23 protein-coding genes and 1 riboswitch are annotated in these 24,259 nt (G+C 30.7%); of the genes, 2 read left to right on the top strand and 21 right to left on the bottom strand.

Going from position 1 to position 24,259, the window contains the following annotated elements:
• Position 1: 1 nt before the first annotated feature.
• The 13 genes from HMPREF2561_RS05120 to cmk form a co-directional block, all read right to left on the bottom strand.
• Entirely contained in the window at positions 2–1,246 is a 1,245-nt protein-coding gene (locus HMPREF2561_RS05120) for a tetratricopeptide repeat protein (RefSeq protein WP_070468445.1), read from the bottom strand.
• A 6-nt stretch (positions 1,247–1,252) separates the two neighbouring features.
• Positions 1,253–2,551: a 3-phosphoshikimate 1-carboxyvinyltransferase gene (aroA, locus tag HMPREF2561_RS05115; RefSeq protein WP_037541035.1), complete on the bottom strand. Its 1,299-nt coding sequence runs from the start codon at positions 2,549–2,551 to the stop codon at positions 1,253–1,255.
• Positions 2,552–2,561: 10 nt separating this feature from the next.
• Positions 2,562–3,626 carry a 3-dehydroquinate synthase gene (aroB, locus tag HMPREF2561_RS05110; RefSeq protein ID WP_037541037.1) on the bottom strand — a complete coding sequence of 355 codons (1,065 nt, stop codon included), beginning with the start codon at positions 3,624–3,626 and terminating at the stop codon, positions 2,562–2,564.
• A gap of 38 nt (positions 3,627–3,664) precedes the next feature.
• On the bottom strand, positions 3,665–4,831 hold the full coding sequence (aroC, locus tag HMPREF2561_RS05105) for a chorismate synthase (protein WP_070468443.1): 1,167 nt from the start codon (positions 4,829–4,831) through the stop codon (positions 3,665–3,667).
• Between the two features lie 229 nt (positions 4,832–5,060).
• Positions 5,061–5,513, bottom strand: a complete 453-nt coding sequence (ndk, locus tag HMPREF2561_RS05100) for a nucleoside-diphosphate kinase (RefSeq protein WP_017176293.1) — start codon at positions 5,511–5,513, stop codon at positions 5,061–5,063.
• A gap of 120 nt (positions 5,514–5,633) precedes the next feature.
• The gene (locus HMPREF2561_RS05095; protein ID WP_017176292.1) at positions 5,634–6,590 is read right to left on the bottom strand and encodes a polyprenyl synthetase family protein; all 957 of its coding nucleotides are present in this window, start codon (positions 6,588–6,590) and stop codon (positions 5,634–5,636) included.
• 29 nt (positions 6,591–6,619) lie between these two features.
• On the bottom strand, positions 6,620–7,321 hold the full coding sequence (locus HMPREF2561_RS05090) for a demethylmenaquinone methyltransferase (RefSeq protein WP_017176291.1): 702 nt from the start codon (positions 7,319–7,321) through the stop codon (positions 6,620–6,622).
• Positions 7,321–7,902, bottom strand: a complete 582-nt coding sequence (locus HMPREF2561_RS05085; RefSeq protein WP_070468441.1) for a heptaprenyl pyrophosphate synthase subunit A — start codon at positions 7,900–7,902, stop codon at positions 7,321–7,323. The genes HMPREF2561_RS05090 and HMPREF2561_RS05085 overlap by 1 nt, the downstream gene beginning before the upstream one ends.
• Before the next feature lie 188 nt (positions 7,903–8,090).
• Entirely contained in the window at positions 8,091–8,363 is a 273-nt protein-coding gene (locus tag HMPREF2561_RS05080; protein ID WP_002449794.1) for an HU family DNA-binding protein, read from the bottom strand.
• Positions 8,364–8,531: 168 nt separating this feature from the next.
• The gene (locus tag HMPREF2561_RS05075) at positions 8,532–9,530 is read right to left on the bottom strand and encodes an NAD(P)H-dependent glycerol-3-phosphate dehydrogenase (protein WP_017176289.1); all 999 of its coding nucleotides are present in this window, start codon (positions 9,528–9,530) and stop codon (positions 8,532–8,534) included.
• Positions 9,531–9,544: 14 nt separating this feature from the next.
• Positions 9,545–10,855, bottom strand: a complete 1,311-nt coding sequence (gene der, locus HMPREF2561_RS05070; protein ID WP_017176288.1) for a ribosome biogenesis GTPase Der — start codon at positions 10,853–10,855, stop codon at positions 9,545–9,547.
• Between the two features lie 184 nt (positions 10,856–11,039).
• Entirely contained in the window at positions 11,040–12,218 is a 1,179-nt protein-coding gene (gene rpsA, locus HMPREF2561_RS05065) for a 30S ribosomal protein S1 (RefSeq protein ID WP_017176287.1), read from the bottom strand.
• 309 nt (positions 12,219–12,527) lie between these two features.
• The gene (gene cmk, locus HMPREF2561_RS05060) at positions 12,528–13,184 is read right to left on the bottom strand and encodes a (d)CMP kinase (protein WP_017176286.1); all 657 of its coding nucleotides are present in this window, start codon (positions 13,182–13,184) and stop codon (positions 12,528–12,530) included.
• Positions 13,185–13,259: 75 nt separating this feature from the next.
• Between cmk and HMPREF2561_RS05055 the strand changes: the two genes are divergently transcribed.
• Entirely contained in the window at positions 13,260–14,228 is a 969-nt protein-coding gene (locus HMPREF2561_RS05055; RefSeq protein ID WP_017176285.1) for an asparaginase, read from the top strand.
• 62 nt (positions 14,229–14,290) lie between these two features.
• On the opposite strand, the gene ypdA is transcribed toward HMPREF2561_RS05055, so the two are convergent.
• From ypdA to HMPREF2561_RS05035, 4 genes are all read right to left on the bottom strand, one after another.
• A complete protein-coding gene (gene ypdA, locus HMPREF2561_RS05050; protein WP_017176284.1) occupies positions 14,291–15,277 on the bottom strand; it encodes a bacillithiol disulfide reductase YpdA in 987 nt (328 codons plus the stop codon).
• 150 nt (positions 15,278–15,427) lie between these two features.
• Positions 15,428–16,954 carry an elastin-binding protein EbpS gene (gene ebpS, locus HMPREF2561_RS05045; protein ID WP_017176283.1) on the bottom strand — a complete coding sequence of 509 codons (1,527 nt, stop codon included), beginning with the start codon at positions 16,952–16,954 and terminating at the stop codon, positions 15,428–15,430.
• 147 nt (positions 16,955–17,101) lie between these two features.
• Complete coding sequence (locus tag HMPREF2561_RS05040) at positions 17,102–18,481, bottom strand: RecQ family ATP-dependent DNA helicase (RefSeq protein WP_017176282.1); 1,380 nt, start codon at positions 18,479–18,481, stop codon at positions 17,102–17,104.
• Positions 18,462–19,427, bottom strand: a complete 966-nt coding sequence (locus tag HMPREF2561_RS05035; protein WP_017176281.1) for a helix-turn-helix domain-containing protein — start codon at positions 19,425–19,427, stop codon at positions 18,462–18,464. The genes HMPREF2561_RS05040 and HMPREF2561_RS05035 overlap by 20 nt, the downstream gene beginning before the upstream one ends.
• 96 nt (positions 19,428–19,523) lie before the next feature.
• Here HMPREF2561_RS05035 and HMPREF2561_RS05030 point away from each other — a divergent pair, with 96 nt between their 5' ends.
• Positions 19,524–19,772 (top strand): ferredoxin, encoded by a 249-nt coding sequence (locus HMPREF2561_RS05030; protein WP_002449743.1) that lies wholly within the window; start codon positions 19,524–19,526, stop codon positions 19,770–19,772.
• A gap of 83 nt (positions 19,773–19,855) precedes the next feature.
• On the opposite strand, the gene HMPREF2561_RS05025 is transcribed toward HMPREF2561_RS05030, so the two are convergent.
• The 4 genes from HMPREF2561_RS05025 to HMPREF2561_RS05010 form a co-directional block, all read right to left on the bottom strand.
• Entirely contained in the window at positions 19,856–20,401 is a 546-nt protein-coding gene (locus HMPREF2561_RS05025) for an ECF transporter S component (protein WP_002449844.1), read from the bottom strand.
• 64 nt (positions 20,402–20,465) lie between these two features.
• Positions 20,466–20,593, bottom strand: a riboswitch (FMN riboswitch).
• A 245-nt stretch (positions 20,594–20,838) separates the two neighbouring features.
• On the bottom strand, positions 20,839–22,608 hold the full coding sequence (locus HMPREF2561_RS05020; protein WP_070468439.1) for an ATP-binding protein: 1,770 nt from the start codon (positions 22,606–22,608) through the stop codon (positions 20,839–20,841).
• Positions 22,589–23,314 (bottom strand): response regulator transcription factor, encoded by a 726-nt coding sequence (locus HMPREF2561_RS05015; protein ID WP_017176279.1) that lies wholly within the window; start codon positions 23,312–23,314, stop codon positions 22,589–22,591. Before HMPREF2561_RS05015 ends, HMPREF2561_RS05020 begins: the two co-directional genes overlap by 20 nt.
• Positions 23,315–23,520: 206 nt before the next feature.
• Positions 23,521–24,258 carry a pseudouridine synthase gene (locus tag HMPREF2561_RS05010; RefSeq protein WP_002449899.1) on the bottom strand — a complete coding sequence of 246 codons (738 nt, stop codon included), beginning with the start codon at positions 24,256–24,258 and terminating at the stop codon, positions 23,521–23,523.
• Position 24,259 lies beyond the last annotated feature (1 nt).

Below are 24,259 nucleotides of genomic sequence, written 5' to 3'. Positions count from 1 at the left end.
TCTAGTCATTCAATCTACTCAATTCTTCATTCCAAGTTTCATTAGTTGGATCAATGATTAATAACTCGTTAAGCAATACTTTAGCTTTATCTTTTTGGCCAATTTCAATTAAATAAAAATAATAATCGCTTAAGAATAAACTCTGAGATTTCAATGTCGGATAAGCCAATTCATAGAAATGTTGGGCTTCAGTATCTCTTTCTTCTTCCCCATATGCATGTGCTAAGTGCCACATAAAAACAGGGTCAAGATCTTCTTCATCTACATAAGATAGGAGTGAAATGATGGCTTCATAATCTTCTTCTTGGCGGAATAAATCACTTAAGATAAGTAAAGGTTCATGGTAAGCATTATCTACTTCAAGTGCTTTTTTAAGAAGTTCTACCCCCTCATTCGCATCTCCATGTTCAATTTCTAAACTACCGGTAGAAACCATGAGCTCTTTATAAAATTGATTAAGACGTAACCCTTCTTTACCTGTTTCAATCGCATCTGGATAATTTTTTTCATTTTCATATAAAGATTGTAAATAAAAGTAACCTTGAATAAAGTCTGGATCTTTAGAAAGAAGTGTAGTCATAATTTTTATAGCTTCTTGAGTTAGATCATTTTTTTCATATGCGATAGCTTTTTTGAAAAAGTCATCAGAGATCATTTCATCTTCACTAATCTCATCAAATAACTGTATAGCATCACTATAATTTCCACTTTGTAACGCACAATCAGCCATTCTTGAAAATAAATTAATTCCATTTATTTCATATTCGCCTGTATCTAAAACAACTTCATATTCTCGTGTAGCACGAAGGTATTGTCCATCAAAATAAAGTAATTCTGCTAAAGCAAAATGAATAATTGGGTCATTAGGTTCTAATTCACGCGCTTCAGTTAATTTATCAATAGCAACTTCAGTCATATTGATTTGTTGATATAAGTCGGCTTCTAACATTAATTTTTCAGGTGACAATTCAACTTGATTTAAATATTCTAATGCTTCGTCTGTCTGATTTTCAGACATAAGCCCTTCGATAAAATAAATTAATAGTTCACTTTCATCTGGATACTTATGATATAACGTTCTAAACACTTCAAGACCTTGAGGTGTTAATCCAAAGTGATATAATGTTTCTCCTAAAATAAATAAAGCATCATCATTATTGGAAGTTAATGCTTCATTTACACGTGTATCTAAATGATCTAATTTTTGAAGATTGATATCGTCTATTAATTTATAGATATCTTCCATAATATTTTATCCCTCATTTTCTAAAAGCTTTAATTTCGGCAAGAAACCAGGGAATGATACATTTACTGCATCAAACTGACGTATCGTTAATGGTGAATCACTTAAAATAGATGCGACTGCAAGCATCATGCCAATTCTGTGGTCAGTTAAGCTATCTACTATAGCATTTCTAGTTAATTTAGAGGGATGAATAATTAATCCATCCTCAGTAGCTTGTAATTTAAAACCTAGTAAATTAAGCATATCTGCAGTTGTATCAATACGATTAGTTTCTTTTACCTTTAATTCCTCTGCGTCCTTAATCATACTTGTACCAGAAGCTTGAGTGCATAACAAAGCAATAATTGGCAATTCATCAATTGCTTTAGGAATTAAATCTCCTTCAATTGTGATGGGTTTCAAGTTGTTCGTATACTGAACTCTAATCGACGCAGTTGGTTCTGAAGATTCTGTAACATTAAATAACTCAATGTTACCATTCATTTGTTCAACGATATCTATAATACCTGAACGTGTAGGATTGATGCCAACATTATGAATTGTAATATCACTTCCAGGAGAAATCAAAGCAGCTACAATAAAGAAAGCGGCCGAAGAAATATCTCCTGGTACTACAAAGTCTTTAGGTTGAATATTGCTTATAGCATAAGGAGATGTTGTAATCACTTTTTGATTTACTTGTATTGGAATTTGATAATGTTTAAACATCGTTTCAGTATGATTTCTACTTATGTCTAATTCTGTAATTTGTGATGCTTCTTTTGAAAATAGACTTGCAAACAAAATTGCACTTTTAACTTGAGCACTTGCGACTTCCATTTGATAATTGATGCCATTAATGGCTGAAGGCTTAATAATAAGTGGTGTATAGTTATTTTCAATACCGTTAATATTTGCATTCATTAATTTTAAAGGTCTTAAAACACGATTCATAGGTCGTTTTCCTATCGATGCATCTCCAGATAAAACACACTCTATGCCCAATCCACTTAAAAGACCAGCAAGTAAGCGCGTTGTTGTACCAGAATTTCCAGTATATAACGTTTGATGTGGTATATTGAAATGTTGATATCCTGGAGAATTAACAATAAGACGATGTTCTTCAATTTCAATCTCCACACCTAAGAGTTTAAAAATTTCAATCGTACGTAAACAATCTTCACCTAGAAGCGGTTGTTCAATAATTGATTTACCTTTAGCGAGTGACGATAGCATAATTGCTCTATGCGTCATAGATTTATCTCCGGGTACTTCTATCTCACCCTTTAATGGACCATGAATATCTATTATTTGACTTGTTGTCACAGTATTTCACCTACTCTACTAATAATTGTAGTTGTTTAAATGATTGCTTCAATATATTTTTTTCTACATGATATACATTAGGTTTGCCTAATTTCTCGAGTAGAACCATTTGAATACCTTCACCATTATTCTTTTTATCTGATAACATATATTGATACATTTCTTCAAAATCAATCTGCTGGATTAAATCCAGCGGATAATTTAATTGATTCATATAATTAATATAATGTTGAATATCAAATTGTGTGCCAAGAAGATGATTTGCCACAATAAATTGATAAATCATCCCAATCATAATGGCATGACCATGAGGTATTTTATACTTATATTCTACTGCATGTCCAAAGGTATGACCTAAATTTAAATATTTTCTAACATTACTTTCTTTTTCATCTTTTATAATAATGTTTAGTTTTGTTTTTATGCCCTTAAAAATAAATTGATCCATATCTTTAAGTGATTCAAGTGTTTTTCTATCTGAAAAGTGTTTTTCAATATCTTCTGTAGCAACTGTGCCAGTCAATAAAGCATGCTTATACACCTCAGCGTATCCACTTAAAATTTCATGATAAGGTAAAGTTTTTAAAAAATCCAAATCATATATGACTGCTTTAGGTCTATAAAATGCGCCTATAAGATTTTTACCATGGGAAGAATTTATTCCAACCTTACCTCCTACACTTGAGTCATGCGCTAATATTGTTGTAGGTACTTGTATAAAATCAACACCTCTTAATAAAGTAGAAGCTAAGAATCCTGTAAAATCTCCTGTGGCTCCACCACCTATAGCAACTAAACAAGTATTACGAGTAAGATTCATTCCTAGTAGTTGTTCCATGATAGCTTGATAATGATTAAACGTTTTCATTTTTTCGCCGGCAGGAACGATAACTTTTTGAATGTTTGAATTGTGACATATTGTTTCAAATTTATCTCTAAAATTAAAATCAACAAATTCATCTATAATTAAGAATACTTTATCGTAATCTTGAATATATTCGGATAAATATTTAAATGCATGATGTTCTACAATAATTGGATAATTATTACTGTGATATGTGGTTTGTAATTGCATGATATACCTCATTTCTAAAGGTTAATTAAAAAAGATGTTTAAAATTCTATATTTAACTTTCTACGTTCTTCAATTTGTTCTTTAAGTTGATCGATATGATTAGATTGGAATTCTTCTAAAAGAGCTTTAGCAACTTCAAAAGCAACGACATGCTCGCAAACAACACTTGCTGCTGGAACTGCACAACTATCTGAACGTTCTATAGTTGCTTTAAATTCTTCTTTAGTATTAATATCTATAGAATTTAAAGGTTTATATAAAGTTGGAATAGGTTTCATAACGCCATTTACAATGATAGGCATACCATTAGTCATTCCACCTTCAAAGCCACCTAAATGATTAGATCCTCTATAATAACCTCTTTCAGAATGATATAAAATTTCATCTTGAATTTCGCTTCCAGGTTTTTCAGCAGCTTTAAACCCTTCACCAAAGCTGACACCTTTGAAGGCATTAATACTTACAACACCTTGCGCAATACGTCCATCGAGTTTACGATCATAATGCACGTAGCTACCTACTGCAACTGGCATATTTTCAACCATAACTTGAACTACGCCACCTATAGAGTCGCCTTCCTTTTTAGCTTCATCAATTTTATCTCTCATTTTTTGAGCAATCGATTCATCAATCACACGTACATCATTTTTATCGATATTTTGTTTAAATGTTTCTGTATCGTATAACCCTTCATCTTTAATTCCACCAATTTCTACAACACGACTATACATATGAATGTCTAGTTGAGAAAGTAAAATTTTGGACACTGCTCCTACAGCTACGCGTGCAGCTGTTTCTCTTGCAGAAGAACGTTCAAGTACATTTCTCAAATCACGATGATTATATTTCATACCGCCAATTAAGTCTGCATGACCAGGTCTTGGCTTTGTAATTGTACGTTTCATATTTTCTCGTGCTTCGTCACTAATTGGTTCAATACCCATAATATTTCTCCAATGAGTAAAATCATCATTTTTAACTACAATTGTAATTGGACTACCTAAAGTAAAGCCATTTCTTACACCAGAAACAATTTCTACTGCATCTTTTTCAATTTGCATTCGACGTCCTCTACCGTAGCCACCTTGACGCTTAAACATTTCTTTATTTATCTCCTCAGCTCTCATTTCTAAGTTAGCTGGAACACCTTCAATAATTACTGTTAGTTGTGGACCATGGGATTCTCCTGAAGTTAAATATCTCATGAATAATAGCTCCTTTCCTTTACCACTTTAAATAGTATTATGTATTATTTGTTATCATATCATATTCAACGAAATTACATAACTAGTGTAGAATAATTGGTGTTTGAAAATTCAAATAATTTCATATAAAAAAGTACCTAAGACAACTGTTGTCTTAGGTACTTTCTAACATGTTGGCAGTCAATGGTTGAATGGAAAATAAATTCCAGTTTATTCCACTTTTAAAAAATTATTCTTCATAAAGCCAATTTTCCCTAATAGCTTCGTAGCTATATATTTCATCATCATTAAACCATAAATTGATTTCTCTTTCAGCAGATTCTACAGAGTCTGATCCGTGAATAATATTTCTCCCTACTGTTAAACCATAATCGCCTCTTATAGTACCGGGATCGGCTTCAGTGGGATTTGTTTTTCCGATAATATGTCTAGATACCGCAACTGCGTCTTCTCCTTCAACAACCATGGCAAACACAGGTCCAGAAGTTAAAAATGAAACAAGTTTATGAAAAAACGGCTTCTCTGTATGTTCAGCATAATGTACGTTAACAGTATCTTTAGTTGGAATTATAAATTTACCGCCAACTATTTTTAAACCTTTTCTTTCAATTCTAGAAATAATTTCTCCTATTAAATTACGTTGTACTGCATCTGGCTTAATCATTAAAAAAGTGCGTTCCATTATACAAATCCCCCTAATTAAAAAAATTGATTTAATATGTATAAATACATTTAATAGAAAACAACCTACTACTACTAAATACTAACAGGTTGTTAAAGCGCTTTCAACTTTTTTCTATTTTTAAGTGTTTCTAGATCGCATTCTTTTAATAAGCTTTCTAAATAAATTTTGAGCATTTGGTTCCTCTAATTGATCAATTAAGTCGAGTGCTTTATTTAAATAGTGATCGCTCACTTCTTGAGATTGTGTGATACTATTTGAATTCTTGATTTGATCAATAAGTGGGCCAAATTGATTTTTATTTGTCAGGTGTGATAACTCAGCAATTTGTTTTTTGAAAACTGGGTCTTTTTTCATCTCTAATAAAACTGGTAATGTAATATGGCCATTCATTAGATCACTACCCACAGGTTTACCTAATTTTTTCTCAGTACTTGTAAAATCTAAAATATCATCTACAATTTGAAAACTCATTCCAATATAATGACCAATCATTTTTAATTTTCGAATCGTCTCATTATCAGCTTGTGATGTTATTGCACCAACTTCCGTTGAAAGTTGAATAAGCAACGCCGTTTTTCTATTAATACGTCTCAAATAGTTCGTAATATTTTGATGACTATTAAATTGGTCTTGGAATTGGAAGAGCTCGCCTCTACAAACATCAACAATTGCGTTAGAAATAATAGTATGAACACGATGATCTTCAATTTTAGAAAGTTGTTTTAAACCTAAAGCTAGTAAGAAATTGCCAGTTAGGATAGCGGTAGTAACATCCCATTTTTTTTCAATCGTCAATTTACCACGACGTTTGTCACTTTTATCAATCACATCATCGTGCACAAGTGTTGCCATATGAATTAATTCTAAAGCTACTGCAACATGATACGTATCTTCAGTAATTTTTTTTGGTCCAAACTGACTACTAAGAAGAACAAATGCTGGACGCACTCGTTTGCCACCCGAAGATAATAAATGAAATGCTGCTTCTTGTAATACAGAATCATTACTTTTAATAGCATTTTTTAAACGCTTTTCAACATTTTTAATTTCACTATTCATACTTAACTTTGCCACATTAATCACCTTTTATTTAGTAGAACTTTCTATTTATAGCCAAGGTGCATTGCAGCAACGCCACCTGTAAAGCTACGAACTTTTACATGACTGAAACCAGCCTGTTCAAATAAACGCTTTAATTTAGTTTTATCTGGAAAATTGAATGTAGATTGTTGTAACCATTCATATTCTTCCTTAGATTTAGCAAACAACTTCCCGAAAATAGGCATCACAAATTTAAAGTAAAGTTTATAAACTTGTTTAAATACGGGTAATGTTGGTTGACTTGTTTCTAAACATACAATCATACCGCCTGGTTTCAATACGCGATTTAATTCTTTTAATGTTGCTAAATAATCAGGCACATTTCTTAAACCGAAACCAATGGTTACATAATCGAATGTGTTATCTTCAAATGGTAAATTCATAGCATCGCCGTGCACTAAGTGAATATTAGGCATTGATTTAGTTTTTTCTTTACCAACTTCAAGCATATTTTCACTGAAATCTAAACCTGTAACTTCTCCATTAGGTCCTACTGCTCTACTTAAAGCAATGGTCCAATCTGCTGTACCACAACATACATCAAGTGCTTTACTTCCAGGTAACACATTCATATCTTTCATTACATGTTTACGCCATATTTTATGTTGTTCGAAGCTTATTATATTGTTCAATCGATCATATTTTTTAGAAATATTTTGAAAAACCGTATGAACTTGTTCTTTTTTTGCATTATTTTCAGTCATTAATTATTACCTCTACTTTTCTCTTTATCGCTTTGCTTTATATGTTTAATAATTTGGTTGATTTCATCTTCATCATATTCACTTAAATAAGAGGGATAATATTGATGTACCCCATTAAATAATTTTTCAAATATTTCATATTGAGAGATCTCAATATCTGTAAAATGAGAAATAGTTATAAAAGGGAAAAGTGTTTCTATATCTAACACAGCCTTATATATATCATGACGCTCGAGTGAATGATGATGCAATGAAGTTTTAAGCTCATTAGATTTGATAATCGCTTCACTCATTAGTCTTTGATATGATACATCACCAATTTCAGATATTAAAGTATAAAAATGAGCACTTAATAAGTCACCAATTAGAATTGATTTCTTAGATAATTTATTTTTAGAAATATCATCTAGATGCTTCATTGAAGTATCAATAGTGAGGCAGGCAAGTTTAGCATTTTCTGGAATATTAAAATGATCTAAAATATCACTTAATCCTTTATTAATGTGAATTGCTTCATATTCATTAATTCCTTTAAGCCTTTGAGTAATTTGTCTATTTAATTTGCTTAATGTTCTTTCCATGTTCACACCTCACGTTAGTATCAATATACATATTAACATTATATTCATAAAAATAAAATATAGTGCTTATGACGAAAATAACTTCATAGTCGCTTCACAGTGAATTGTACAATTATAAATAAAACATATGTATTTAGAATTAAACAATATATAAAATAAAAAGCCCTTATAGGGCTTTTTTAAGTAAATTATTTTACAGCATCTTTTAATGCTTTACCAGCTTTGAATGCTGGAACTTTACTTGCAGGAATTTCGATTTCTTTACCTGTTTGAGGGTTACGTCCTTTACGTGCAGCACGTTCACGTACCTCGAAGTTTCCGAAACCAATTAATTGAACTTTTTCACCTTTAGAAAGTGAGTTTTGAATTGATTCGAAAACAGCATCTACTGCTGAACCAGCTTCTTTTTTAGTTAAATCAGCTTGTTCTGCAACCGCATTGATTAAGTCAGTTTTATTCATTATGAGTTCACCTCCGGATGAATGATAATGATAAATTTATATCATTATGGTATGACTTTAACACAATAATTCCCTTTACCGCAACGATTTATATACTTAAAACGTTGAATTGTCAGTATTTCGTGAATAATTTTATAAAATATTTGTGTTAAATAGCAAAATTACACTTTATTCAGCTTTTTTATCTCGCCCCATTAAATCTTTCACGCTATCTTTCACTGGTTTATCTTCAAATAATACTTTGTATAAAGCATTGGTTATTGGCATATCAACATTTTGAGACTTCGCTAAATGATATACTGAATTTGTTGTGTAAATTCCCTCAACAACCATATTCATTTCGTTAAGTGCTTCTTCAGTCGTTTTACCTTTTCCTAATTTATATCCCAAAGTATAATTTCTTGAATGAGTAGACGTACACGTTACAATTAAATCACCAATGCCACCAAGACCTAGAAAAGTCATAGGATCAGCCCCTAGCTTTTCACCTAGTCGACTAATCTCAGCTAAACCTCTTGTCATTAAAGCCGCTTTAGCATTATCACCATAACCCATTCCAGCAACAATACCACTTGCTACAGCAATAATGTTTTTAAGTGCACCACCTAGTTCTACTCCTATCAAATCATTATTAGTATATACTCTTAAGTAATCATTCATGAATAAATCTTGAATAAGTTTACTTATGTGTTCATCTTTTGACGAAGCTGCAACAGTTGTGGGTTGTTTAATTACAACTTCTTCAGCATGACTTGGTCCAGATAGTACCCCTACGCCATTTTTATGGTTCTTAGATACTGAATCTTCAATCATTTCTGATACACGTTTAAATGTTTCATTTTCAATACCTTTTGCAACGTGAATAAACGTTTTTTTAGTTTTAATATGTTGATCAATTTCAGTCACAACATTCCTAATTGCTTTTGTAGGTAAAGCAATTAAAAATATATCTGAAAAATTAACTGCTTGTTCTAATTGACTTGTTGCTTTAATCGTTTCATTTAATGTTACGTCTTTCAAGTACCGTTTATTTTGATGAGATTGATTGATTTCATCTACAGTATTTTCATTTTTCCCCCACATTAAAACTGAATGGCCATTCTCTGCTAAAACATTTGCTAATGCAGTACCAAAACTTCCTGTACCAAAAACCGTAATCTTAGTCATCTTAATCTCTCCTCTTAGTTTCTTCTTCTAGGGATGATATGAATAGGCGTTCCTTCAAAACCAAATGCATCTCTAATTTGATTTTCGAGATAGCGTTTATAAGAAAAATGCATTAACTCAACATCATTTACAAATACAACAAATGTTGGTGGTTCAATAGCCACTTGAGTAGTATAGAAGACATTTAAACGTCTACCTTTATCTGTAGGTGTAGGATTCATTGAAATAGCATCTGTTACTACTTCGTTAAGTGTTGAGCTTTGAACACGTTTTTTGTGATTTTCACTTGCTTCTCTAATATAAGGGAAAAGTGTTTTTAATCGTAGTCGCTCTTTTGCCGATACGAAAGCGATAGGTGCATAATCTAAAAATTGAAATTGATTACGTACATCGTCAGCAAATTTTTTCATGGTATTAGTATCTTTTTCTACAGCATCCCATTTATTTACGACAATCACCATTGCTTTTCCTTCTTCATGAGCATATCCAGCAACACGCTTATCTTGTTCAATAATTCCTTCTTCGGCATCAATAACTAATAACACCACATTTGAACGCTCAATTGCTTTTAAAGCTCTTAATACAGAGTATTTCTCAGTTGATTCATATACTTTACCTTTTTTTCTCATACCTGCTGTATCTATTAACACATAATCTTGTCCATCATAGCTATACTCAGTATCTACAGCATCTCGAGTTGTACCTGCTACATTTGATACAATAACACGTTCTTCACCTAAAATGGCATTTACTAAACTAGATTTGCCCACATTTGGACGACCAATAATAGATAAACGAATAGTGTCATCATCATATGGATCACTATCTTCTTCTTTAAAATGTTTAACGACTTCATCTAATAAATCACCTAGACCTAAACCATGTGAACCAGAAATTGGATAAGGATCGCCAAAACCTAAAGAGTAAAAATCAAAAATATCACTTCTCATTTCAGGATTATCTACTTTGTTTACTGCTAAAACAACAGGTTTTTTTGATTTATAAAGTAATTGAGCTACCATTTCATCACTTTGAGTGAGACCTTCCCTTACATTTACCATAAAGATAATTACGTCTGCTTCATCAATAGCGATTTCTGCTTGAGCTCTTATTTGTGTTTGGAAAGGTGCATTTCCGATTTCGATGCCTCCAGTATCAATGATATTAAATTCATGTGTTAACCATTCGCCTGAAGAATAAATACGATCACGCGTAACACCTGGAGTATCTTCAACAATTGATACACGTTCACCTACTACTCTATTAAAAATTGTAGACTTACCCACATTAGGTCTACCTACAATTGCTACAATAGGTTTAGTCATAAGCTAACTTCCTCTCTTTCTAAAATCTCTATAATTTTATCATATGCAATGATGATTTAAAAACAAGTATATATTGTCATACGATAGATAGTGAGTAAAGATAAATAAAAAAGAGCAAGAAAGAATTCTATTTGAATATCTTTTCTTGCTCTCATCATTAAATTAAATAATAAAATATTTAATATTAGAATTTTAAGTTTTTAAATTTATCACCAAAAACGTCACCTAATGTTGGATTGTCTTCATCTGTTTCATTAGATAAATATGATTGAGTTGTAGCTTCGTCACTTTCAATCACATCTTCATTTGGTAATGTAGCTTTAATAGATAAAGAAATACGCTCATTTTCTTCATCAATACCTAAAATTTTAACGCTCACTTGTTGTCCTGGTTCTAACACTTCACTTGGTGTACCAATATGTTTATGAGCAATTTCTGAAATGTGTACAAGTCCTTGAACACCAGGAGCAATTTCCACAAAAGCACCAAAGTTAGCCAAGCGAATTACTTTACCTTCGATAACGTCGTTTTCGTGGAATTTACCTTTAATATTTTCGAATGGAGTTGGTAAAGTATCTTTAATAGATAAAGAAATACGCTCAGAATCTTTTTCAACAGATTTAACTTTAACGTCCACTTCTTGTCCAACGCTTACCACGTCTTCAGGAGATTGAACATGCTCATGTGATAATTCTGATACGTGAACTAATCCATCAACGCCACCAATATCTACAAAAGCACCAAAGTTAGTAAGACGAGCAACTTTCCCTTTGATAACGTCCCCTTCATTAAGTGAATCTAATAACGATGCTTTTTTAACGTCATTTTCAGCTTGTTCAACTGCTTTACGGCTTAAAATGACTCTATTATTTTCAGGATCTAATTCTTCTACTTTAAGACGAATTGTTTGTCCTTCAAATACAGAGAAATCTTCAATGAAATCAGTTGAAATGAGTGACGCAGGAACGAATCCTCTTTGGCCCACATCCACAACTAAGCCACCTTTAACTACTTCAGTAACTTTAGCTTCGATTACTTCGTCATTATCAAGCTTTTCTTGTAAATATTCATATGATTTTTCGGTTTCAAGTTGACGTTTTGATAAAATGTAAGCGCCTGATTCATTTTCTTCGTCAATTTCAATTTTGGTTACATATGCTTCAATTTCATCACCTTCTGAAATAATCTCACTTGGATTTTCAATGTGATGAGTTGAAAGTTGGCTAATTGGAATAATTCCATTATATTTAGCCCCATCAATATGAACTACTACTTGTTTATCTTCAACTTGTTGAACTTTTGCAGTGACTTTGTCACCTTCTTTAATATCATTAATCATTGATTCATTGAATTCTTCAGTCATCATGTTTGCCTCCTTATACACTACATAACTATAACATCTTATAAACACAAGGAATTGTCAAGAAATACCCCTTTAGTTTCATAAGTTTTTAAAAAATATATCATTTTTTAAAATTATTTAATATTGAGCAATAGAAAAATATATTTATTAATATCAATAAAAATCGAAACTTATGATTGAATATAAGATTAAGAAAATTTATTGTTTATATTTCCATAATTAATTATATATAACTAAAATAGCTATTTAAAATAATTCGCTTATATTTTAGTCATTTGACGAATTAAATTAAATAGCTATGTACAAAAATTACAGATTCTCTACTAATTTTAATATTTCTTCAGTTACTTCTTCTATAGTTTTACTCGTTGTATCCACTGTTATAGCATCTTCCGCTTTTCTTAAAGGTGAAATATCACGATTCATATCGTAATGATCTCTTTCTTCAATTTCTTTTTTTAATTGATTTAAAGTGGAAGAAATGCCACGTAATTCATTCTCTTTTTGTCTTCTTTCAGCTCTTTCATCTACAGAGGCAATCATATATACTTTTAACTCAGCATCTGGAAGAACGACGGTACCAATATCTCTACCGTCCATAACAATTCCTTTTTTTATTGCTAATTCTTTTTGTTTTTGTACGGCGTATGTGCGTACAGGTTCTTTTGATGCAACATATGAAACATGTTGCGTGACATCATTTTCTCTTAGATAGTCTGTCACATCCTCGTTATCTAAAATAATTCGTTGTCCTTTTGATGGATTGTAAGTTAATTCTAAAGAAGTATGATTAATTAAATTTTGAAAATCTTCAGGAGCATCTTGCTTTAAATATTTATACGTTATTGCACGATACATTGCACCAGTATCGACATAAATCATTGATAATTTACTAGCCACTTGTCTTGCAATTGTACTTTTTCCAGCAGCAGCAGGACCATCTAATGCAATATTAATTGGATTCATAACATTTTTCCTTTCTTGTTGTTTTATCTGTATTATTTTATCATAAATATATATTTTAAAAATAGGAGGAGTTTAATGAAAAAAATACTTGTTATTCATACAGGTGGAACAATTAGTATGTCTCAAAATCAACTCAATCAGGTCGTTACAAATGACATCAATCCTATTTCATTACATAAAAACATCATAGGTCAATATGCAAATGTATATGAAATAAGTCCCTTTAATGTCCCATCACCACATATCACACTTTCTCATGTAATAAAGTTAAAAGACATCATTATTAAGGAATTTTCTAAGAATCATTATGATGGATGTGTGATTACACATGGCACAGATACGTTAGAAGAAACAGCTTATTTGCTCGATTTAACAATCGATATAAGTCAACCTATTGTTATAACAGGTGCGATGCGTTCATCAAACGAGATTGGTTCAGATGGGCTATATAATTTTATTTCAGCAATTAGAGTTGCAACTTCATTAGAAGCTTCTGATAAAGGCGTGATGGTCGTATTTAATGACGAAATACATACTGCGAGAAATGTTACTAAAACACATACTTCGAATATCAATACCTTTCAGAGTCCTAATCAAGGCCCTTTAGGTATCTTAACTAAAGATCGTGTTCAATTCTATAATCGTCCATATCGACAAACAGTATTTCCAAGAATAGATGAGAGTTTAAATGTGCCATTAATTAAAGCGTATATGGGGATGACTAAGGATGTTTTAGAATTTTATGCTCAACAAAATGTTCAAGGTATAATTATTGAAGCGTTAGGCCAAGGTAACTTACCCCCAAGTTGTTTAAAAGGTATTGAATCGTGTGTCAAAAAAGATATTCCTATCGTACTTGTGTCTCGCTCATTTAATGGCATTGTAAGTCCAGTATATGATTATGAAGGTGGAGGTTTTCGATTAGCTGAAGAGGGACTTATTTTTTCTAACGGATTAAATGGCCCTAAAGCAAGATTAAAACTTTTAATTGGTTTAAGTAATCATATGAATCACAAGGAATTGAAAGAATACTTTGAAACTTAAAAAAGAGAGAAACAATGATGATGCACTCATTGTTTCTCTCTTTTAATTAAAATAAATGAAATTTAACTTTCTAGTGGAGTTTGTTTTTTTCTTAAAATATTTTGAGCGATAATGCCACCATGGTATTTACCGTTTTCAATGAAAATTGAATTATTATCATTACCAGCTGCTATAACACCAGCAATATAACAGTTTTCCACATTTGTTTCATACGTTTCTTTGTTATAAATTGGAGCTGTTCCAAATTCATTAGTATGAATATCTATACCAATAGATTGTAAAAACTCATAGTCTGGATGATAACCAATCATTGCAAAAACAAAGTCATTTGGTATTGTTACTGTTTCACCATTTTTTTCATAAGTTACTGAATGTTGAGTGATTTCAGTAACATTTGCATCAAATTCCATATCGATTTTTTCATGGTTAACTAAAGATTCAAAATTTGGTAAAATCCAAGGTTTAATTGCTGCTGAATATCGATCTCCACGATATAATACAGTCACATTTGCCCCAGCCTTTTCCAATTCCAAAGCTGCATCTACTGCAGAATTCTTACCTCCAATAACCACAACATCTTGATTGAAGTATGGATGTGCTTCTTTAAAGTAATGTTTAACCTTAGATAAATCCGCACCTTTAACATCTAAAGTATTATGTTGACCGTAATAACCAGTCGCAACTGTTAAAAATTTACATTCATACACGTCTTTAGTTGTTGTAATTGTAAATTTATTTCCAATTTTTTTAACTGTTAATACTTCCTCAAAAGGATGTACATTCAACTGATGAAATTTTACTACTTCTCTATAATAGACAAGTGCTTGGTTACGACGAGGTTTACTTTCCTCTACAATAAATGGCACATCGCCAATACTTAATTTATCGCTAGAAGAGAAAAAAGTTTGATGCGTAGGATAATGATAAATGGCATCTACAATATTACCTTTTTCAATTACTAGTGTTTCTATGCCTTTTTTCTTTTGCTCAATGGCTGCACTTAAACCACATGGGCCTCCACCAATAATAATACTTTCAATTGTTTGCATGTTTAATGGCCTCCTTTAATCACTAACATATTATATCAGTTTACTGATATATTTCTAAATAAAAATATTTACATTATTATTTACTTATCTTCAAATGAACATAAAAAAGATACACCATTTTAGGTGTATCTTTTTTAATACATTCAGATATTATTGAGGAATAACTAATTTTTGACCATTTACAATATTATTACTAGTTAAGCCATTAGCTCGTTTTAATTTATTTACATTTTCAACTGTACCTTCACCATAGTATTGAATTGCAATACGATATAAATTATCATTACCAGATACTACGTGAGTTTGTTGGCCAACACTATTACTTGATTGTGTGTTATTTTGAGTTGATTGAGAATTTGAGTTATTATCTGAACTTGATGAATTATTATATACATTTGATTTATTGTTATCATTTTCAGATGTTGCATTTTCAGTAGAATTTTTATCATTATTATCATTTGATGTACTGTTTTCTGTTGTAGCTACTTCATTTGACTCATCACTATCTTTTTTAGTGCTATTATCTGATTCACTTGATTTATCTTCTTTTGTTGTTGCTGTTTCATTTGATTGGTCTTTTTCATTTGTAGCATTGTCTTTGTCTTTATCTTTATCTTTGTTCTCAGTTTGTTCTGTTTTATTATCTGCAGTGTTATTATTCTTATCTTTATGGTCATTGTTAAGATACATGCCAATAAAAATAGCTAGAGCAGCTAAAATAAGTAATAAAGCTATGAGTGGAAGTAAAATTCCCATTAAACCACGTTTTTTCTTACCGTTATGTGCTTGGAAACCATCATTATCTTCGTATTCACGATGTTTATCATCATCATGATGATTTAGATTGTTATGTTCATTATGATGTTTATGTTTAGAAGCAGCAGCACCAGCAGCACCTGCTCCAGCTGCGCCAGCACCGACTGCAGCAGCTTTTTTGCCTTTATTTCCTTTTTTTCTGTGATGTTTATTATCTAGTTCATTATTATCTTCGTTGTCATGTTGAACACTTCTATTTTCATTATCTCTATAATTTTCCTCATCATGACGATTATTTTTACGTTTTTTATTACGTGATGCTTTTGCTCCAACAGCTCCAGTAGCAGCAGCTCCTCCAGCAATGGTTGCATCTTTTCCGATTTTGGAATGATGATCTTCATGTCTATCATTATCTTGATCAAAATCACGATGACGACGATGATCACTATTCATTCTATCATCACTATTATCATCATTTTCATAACTATCGTCCTCAAAACGATGATTAGAATTATTACGACGATCATCATTATTATGACGATCATTTAAATTAGAATGACGGTTGCGTTCATCATAATGCTCATCTATATTGGAACGTTGATTATTCTCATCATTCTCGTGATTATGATGAGAGTTACTTTCGTTATGTACTTTGTCAAATGTTTCCTCATCATAACGGTCATCTAATGAACCTTCTTCATAATCATTAACCTGATCGTTAAATTTTTTGTTACGACTAGAAGATTGGTTTCTTCTTCTTTGTCGTCTTTGTGCATTTCTTGGTGGAAACTGTTGATCAGTTTCATTGTTAAAATTGTCTATTTCATCGTTAGTTTCATTATTTACACGATCGAATTGATCGTTTGAATCTATCGATTGTCGATTTTTTTCAAAATCATCCTTAAAATTATCTCTAGACATAGTCAACATCCTTTCTTTTTCTTATTTTAATTGTCACATTATTTATACCCAAGTAATGCATAAATATGTATCATTTTTTAAATTTCTTATAAATCATTTTGTAATTTAATTATATCCTGTATAAAATATTTTAGTAAAGTAAAGTCACTAAACTCTAAATAAGTTTTTAATTTTTTCATTGAAAGTAAATTGTCTTTTAACTTTTTTTCTGTTGTAACACTCAATTTTACTTAAATCTGAATCATTGTCACAACATTCATTAGATTGATTAGGAGATTCTCCAAAAAATTCCAGTAAAAATTTTCTTCTACATTGATCTATACGAGTATAACCTATGATTCTTTGATAACCAGCTTGTTTACGTATATATGAGGTTTTAAAAATGTGTTTCAATTCTTTAAATGTATAATTTTGGTGTAATACTGTTAAAATTTCTTCTTTATTAGGTGGAAGGAATGCGCCTAACTCAAAAGTTTCGACATCTTCTGATACGATAGCATCATTAAAGAGTAACGTCTCTAGAATATAAGCATCGTCTGGTTGATATAGACTAATCGCTTGACTTTGTTTTCCATCTCTCCCAGCTCGTCCAATTTCTTGTAAATAATTTGAAGGACTAGATGATAAATGAAAATGAATAACAGTCCGAATGTCTTTTTTATTAACCCCCATTCCAAAAGCACTAGTAGCTACAATAACTGGAATAAAATTATTAATAAATTGATTTTGAACAGTTTGACGTTCTTGATAAGTTAAATCCCCATGATAAATACCAGTTAAATATCCATGTTGATAAATGAGTTTTGCGAGTTGTAAGCATATTTTCTTAGATGATACATAAATAATTGTGGGACCTGAAGATTCAATAAATTTCAATAACCATTCTATTTTTTCGTCGTCATCCTTGAAATTAAAATGTGATAACGAAATATTTTTACGATTCATAGTAGTTTGTATAGTGTTTAATTTAACTTTTAAAATATGTTCTAAATCACTTGTTAAATGTGGCGGTGCAGTAGCAGTTAATGCTAAAATAGTCGCTAATTTAAAATGATGAGTGATTTGACCAATAAGTGCGTAATGCGGTCTAAAATCATATCCCCATTCTGATAAGCAATGTGCTTCATCTAATACTACTAAACCAAATGGAATGTTTTTAATTAAATTGAAATGATGAGATTGAAGAATAAATTCAGGACTTAGAAATATAAAACGACTTTGATTTAATACATTGATATTTTCTTTTTTTTCTTGTTCATCCATACCTGAATGAATACACACAACCCTTCGTTCACCTTGAGATTTAAGTTGCATCACTTGGTCATCCATTAAAGAAATTAGCGGTGAAATAATAAGAGTAGGTTTTTGTTGCATATAAGTTGGAAATTGATAACACAGACTTTTCCCACTACCTGTTGGCAAAACACCAAGTGTATGATTGCCTTGTAATACACTTTCTATGACCTCTTTCTGACCTGGGTGAAAACTTTCATGTCCAAACCATTGTTTAAGATTGTTCTCTAACATTCATTTCACCTCTTTCTATCCCAACAATCATGAGTTTAATTTCAAAGTATGATAAATGATCAAACTCTTGTTTATATCGTTTTAATCTTTCTCCTTTATGCTCTGTATAGTATTGAGTAAATTGAAAAATATCTTTTTTTCCCACATAATTTTCGTAATTTTTCTCATAACCTTTAATAAATAATTCTAAAATATGATCTTCTATTGTATTAAGTTTAACATTCTGTGCAATTGCGATTTCATTTAAACTCAAACCTTGATGAAGATATTGTTGAGTAATAGATGTTTTATTTAATAATGATGAAAGAATAATACATTCAGACAATATAGGATAACGTTGTTTATTTTCAATTTCACTTCCTAAGGTGACTAAATTATTCAATTCTAATGTATATAATTTTGAAATAGAAATATTCTCAATCAAACTTACCTGTTGTCTTGTATACATAGGCTCATCATAACCATGCAAATAATAATGAAGGTAACACTTATTATTGTTATTTAAACTGATTGCTTGAAATAAATCAGTCACTTCATTTTCAAAGTCTTTTATTAAATCATTTTCAATAATAGTTCCATAAACCTTTTTAACTTTATTTTGAATAATAACCTGTTGGTTCATTGGTACGAATTTAAGTTGATGATGGAGATATTGAGATATCGTCTGAATTAATAATTGAATACATTTAAAAGTATTATTAAGACTATCATAAGTGAATCGAGGATGCACCTTGATATTTAATTCTTTTATATCATTTTTATTTAAAAGTCGTTCAAATGTCTGATATTTTAATTTAGGTAAACTATGATATAATGATAAAAGTTGTTGAGAGCTCGCATCAAAAAACGTTTGATGTGACTTTTTTCCACTTAAAATATTATATATACTTTTATTAGTTTTATAATTGAATGAGTGATGTTTAACATAACTAATCATTTCTTGCATGAGTGAACTCCTCTTTTATAGAACTTTTATATCTAGAATATAATAAAATTATTTATTATGACTAGTGTAGCATTTTTATCAAAGGAGGCGAATAAAATGGCAAAGTACACAATCGTTGATATGGATACATGTATTGCTTGTGGTGCTTGTGGCGCTGCTGCACCAGATATTTACGATTATGATGACGAAGGTATTGCTTTCGTAATCCTTGACGATAATCAAGGTACTGCAGAAGTACCAGAAGAATTATATGAAGATATGGAAGATGCTCTTGAAGGCTGTCCAACTGATTCAATTAAAATTGAAGAAGAGCCTTTTGATGGAGATGCCTTAAAATTTGAATAAATCCGTAAATAAAATTGCATTACCATAATTATAATATAAAACCTCCGATGATTCCTACTAAGAAGTCATCGGAGGTTTTGATTTTATTTCAATACTTTTTTTAAACGGCGATATAGCAAGATAAAAATAATCGATATTACACATCCTTTAATAATATTAAAAGGAATAATACCAGATAAAATAATTACTTTTAAATTAGTAAATACATCACCAAGATTAAATATCATGCCATATAAAGGTAGTAAGACAAAATAATTTAAAATACTTAAAACGATAGTCATTGCAATAGTGCCGGCAACTAATCCTATAATTAGTGAACGACGAGATGAATATTGTTTACGATGACTAACAAAATAAGCTGTTAGTAAAAAACTAGCCCCTGCTAAAAAATTTGCCACAGGCCCAACAGGATCGCCAATATTAAATAAGAAATTTAATATATTTTTAATTAATGCTACAAGAAGACCAGATAAAGGACCAAAAATAAAAGTAGCTAATAAAGTCGGTACATCACTAAAATCTAATGTTAAGTATGGAGGCAAAAATGGTAATGGAAATTTCAAAAATGTTAATATGAATGCAATTGCACTCAACATACTTATGGTAATTAAACGTTTATTTTGTTGCATATTCAGTTTTCTCCTTCCATTCATCTTACTAAGAATTGGAGGATACTTTTACACAACAAAAAACCTCCACCTTCTCCCATCCAGACTATACTGTCGGCTTCAGATTTACACTGAATCAGCCACTTCCATTGAAGCGGGTCGCAGGCTCAAATTACTGCCGGTTGGGAATTACACCCTACCCCGAAGATGAATTATTGAATTTATCATTTAAAATTTATATTACATGAATAACTCCTTCATTGCAATATCTCTGTTTATTTATAAAAATGAGAGATATGGTTCATCAATTTCGTCGACTGATTTTAAATTAATATGAAATGAAATATTAATTTAAAAAAACTATAGATATAAAAACGCTCTTCAAAGTTTTATCTTTAACTTTGAAGAGCATAATCTCAAATAATTTGGATATTTAATCTTATTTTGTCGAAAGTTAATTATTTAGAATCTATAGAAGGTTTAGGTAATTTAATAATAAAGGTTGTGCCTTTATTCACTGTACTTTCTACAGAAATAATTCCGCCATGCTCTTGAATAATCATCTTACTAATAAATAATCCTAAACCAGTTCCTTGTTTACCTCTAGTTCTAGAAGCTTCTACTTTATAAAAACGATCAAATACATGATCAAGATGTTCGGGAGCAATGCCGCTACCTGTGTCTTTTATATTTAAAATTTGGTACTGACTATCTTTATTAGCAGTAATCGTAATTGAATCTCCAGGATGTGTATAGCGTGTTGCATTATCAATTAAGTTTGTGAGTACTTGATCAATTCGATCAGCATCGTAATTCCATAAATCATCTTCATTAATATTTGGTAACAAGTCTATGTTTAGTTCTAAATCTTGTGCTTGTTGACGATATTTAAGTTGTATTTTACGTAATAATGGCATTATAGGCTGTATTTCTTTATTAATGGCTAATCCTTCCGCATCCATTCTTGCAACATTTAAAAGCTCGTTGACAAGGCGATTAAGTCGTTTTGTTTCATCTAATACAATTGATAGTGATTCTTTGATTTCGTTAGGTTCTGTTACAATGCCATCGACTATCGATTCAGTATAACCCTGTAATAACGAAATCGGTGTACGGAGTTCATGGGATACGTTTGCGATAAAATCTTTTTTCATTTGATCAAGATTATGTTCATTTGTCATATCTCTTATGATGGTTACAATCCCGCTACGACCATCTTGTTGAATACGATCAATATAGCTCATTATAAACACATAATACTTAGAGTTTATTGTATATTCATTAAACTCTGTACCTTTTGAATGAAATGTGGCATTAATTTGATTTTTAATTTCTGAATAAATAGATTTATCAATTGTCGGTAGTATTTGGTCTGCCATTTTGTTAGATAAAATAATTTCACTTTTATCATTTAAACCCACTACACCTTCAATCATAGAATTAAATAAACGATCACGAATATTTTTTTGAGTAGATAAAGCTTCAATGTGTTCTTGAATTTTATAACTCATATTATTAAACGTATAAGAAAGTTCACCAATTTCATCTTTCGTATTTACTGTTGTTTTTTGAGAGTAATCTCCATTCGATACATTGATTGCCTGTGTACTTAATTTTCTAAGTGGCTTAGTGATACGATTAGATAAAAAGAACGCAAAAATCGTTGAAACAATTAAAAATACAATGGCAGTAATTAAAATAATAATGGTAATTGCATTATTAGTATCTTCAATTGTTTTTAAATCTTGATATATAAATACGCCACTAAACTTAGTATGTTTACGATCTTGAGATTGCATCGGATATCCTAAAAGAATATAAGAATGGGAAGCTCCTTTTTCACTTATTGTGACGTTTTGTGTGGCAGATTTCCCTGTATCAAATACTTTATTAAAGTTGTCGTTGTTTTGAATTTCTTTTAACATTCTTTTTTTAATCAGATTATATGATTTTTCTGCTGACATATTTTTATTAGACATAATAATAACGCCACCTGTACCATCAATCAATTCCTGACTATGTTGTATGGCAAGTGACTTGTTATCAGCTTTTTCAACAAGATGACTAATCCTTGAAGCATCTTCTCTTATAGCATTTTCTGTTTGTTGGGTGTAATAATATTGAATAAATGTAATTAATGCTGCACTTAATAAAATTAAAACTGTCGTTACTATAAATATTATAGTTAACCACAGTTTTATAACAACACTATTTAGTCGATTCATCATTTGTATTGACCTCAAATTTGTAACCGACACCCCAAACGGTCTGAATCATATGTGCTGCTTCTTCAGAAACTCGATTTAATTTTTCTCTTAATCGTTTAACATGTGTGTCTACAGTTCTTAGATCACCATAAAATTCATAATGCCAAACTTCTTTTAATAGTTGTTCACGATCAAATACTTTATTAGGTGTTTTTGCTAAGTATATTAATAGCTCATATTCTTTTGGAGTTAAATTCACTTGTTGTTGATCCGCTAATACACGATGTGCATCATTATCGATAATAAGATGATTAAACTCAATGACATCTCTTGCATGTGGTTCGTTTTGTTCTGGTTTAGATGTTTGAGTTCTACGCAGTAATGCTTTCACTCTTAATACGACTTCTCGGGGAGAGAAAGGCTTCACTATATAATCATCTGCACCTGATTCGAATCCTTCCACACGATTGGTTTCTTCGCCTTTAGCTGTAAGCATAATAATAGGCGTATCTTTATGCTCACGTAATTTTGATGACATTTCAATACCATCCATTTCAGGCAACATTAAATCTAAAAGAATGCACGCATAGTCATTTTCCATAGCAAGTTCATATGCTTCTCTACCATCACTTGCTTCATGGATAGTAAACGATTCTCTTTCTAAGTAAAGCTTTAATAATCTTCTGATTCTATCTTCATCGTCTACAATTAATATTTCATTCATCATTACAATATACCTCCTACACATGCTCTATACCATTTTAATTATAGCATATTCACTATATTAAAGCTTTCGATTCAATTGACTTTGTGAAAAAAATAGCAAAATATCTTTTTTGATGTAGGACCTATGATTTATAATTACAGTGAATAAATAAAAAAAGATACACATTGTAATTGAGAAAATACTTTGTATTGTTAAGTTATTTCGAATTAATTACCATTTTCAGCCATATGTCTTAATATTTTCACCTCATGAGGTGTTAATACTCTACCTTCACCTGCATTTAATCCTTTTAAATTAAGATTTCCAAATTCGATTCGTATTAATTTATCGACGGTGTGATTAAAATGTTCGAACATACGTCGAACTTGTCTATTTCTACCTTCGCTAATAGTTATTTCAACCAGTGTCGTATTTTTTTCTTTATTTTGATTTTTTATTTTAACTTGAGCAGGTTGTGTAAAACCATCCTCTAATTCAATTCCTTGTTCTAATGATTTAACTTCTTCTCTCATTAAATACCCTTTTAATTTTGCAACATATTTTTTTTGAATATGATATCTGGGATGAGTCATTAGGTTAGTAAATTCACCATCATTTGTAAGTAATAATAACCCTGAAGTATCATAGTCTAATCGTCCAACTGGATAAATTCTTGCTTCTAAATCTTTAAAATAATCTGTTACAACCGTTCTACCTCTATCATCTGAAACACTAGTAATCACTTGCGTTGGTTTATAGAACAGAATATAAATTTTATCTTCTTGCTCAATTTTAATTCCTTCAACTTCAACAGTGTCTGAAGATTTAACTTTCGTTCCAAGTTCTGTAACTACTTGACCATTTACTTTCACTTTACCTTCAGTGATTAAAGTTTCTGCCTTTCTTCGAGAGGTATATCCACTGTTAGCAATTCGTTTTTGAAGTCTTTCTAAATCTTTATTCATT

The sequence above is a fragment of the Staphylococcus sp. HMSC069E10 genome (assembly GCF_001809205.1).
GTDB lineage: Bacteria > Bacillota > Bacilli > Staphylococcales > Staphylococcaceae > Staphylococcus > Staphylococcus hominis.
The sequence above is the reverse complement of the archived record's forward strand: the minus strand, read 5'-3'. Positions and strand labels throughout refer to the sequence as shown.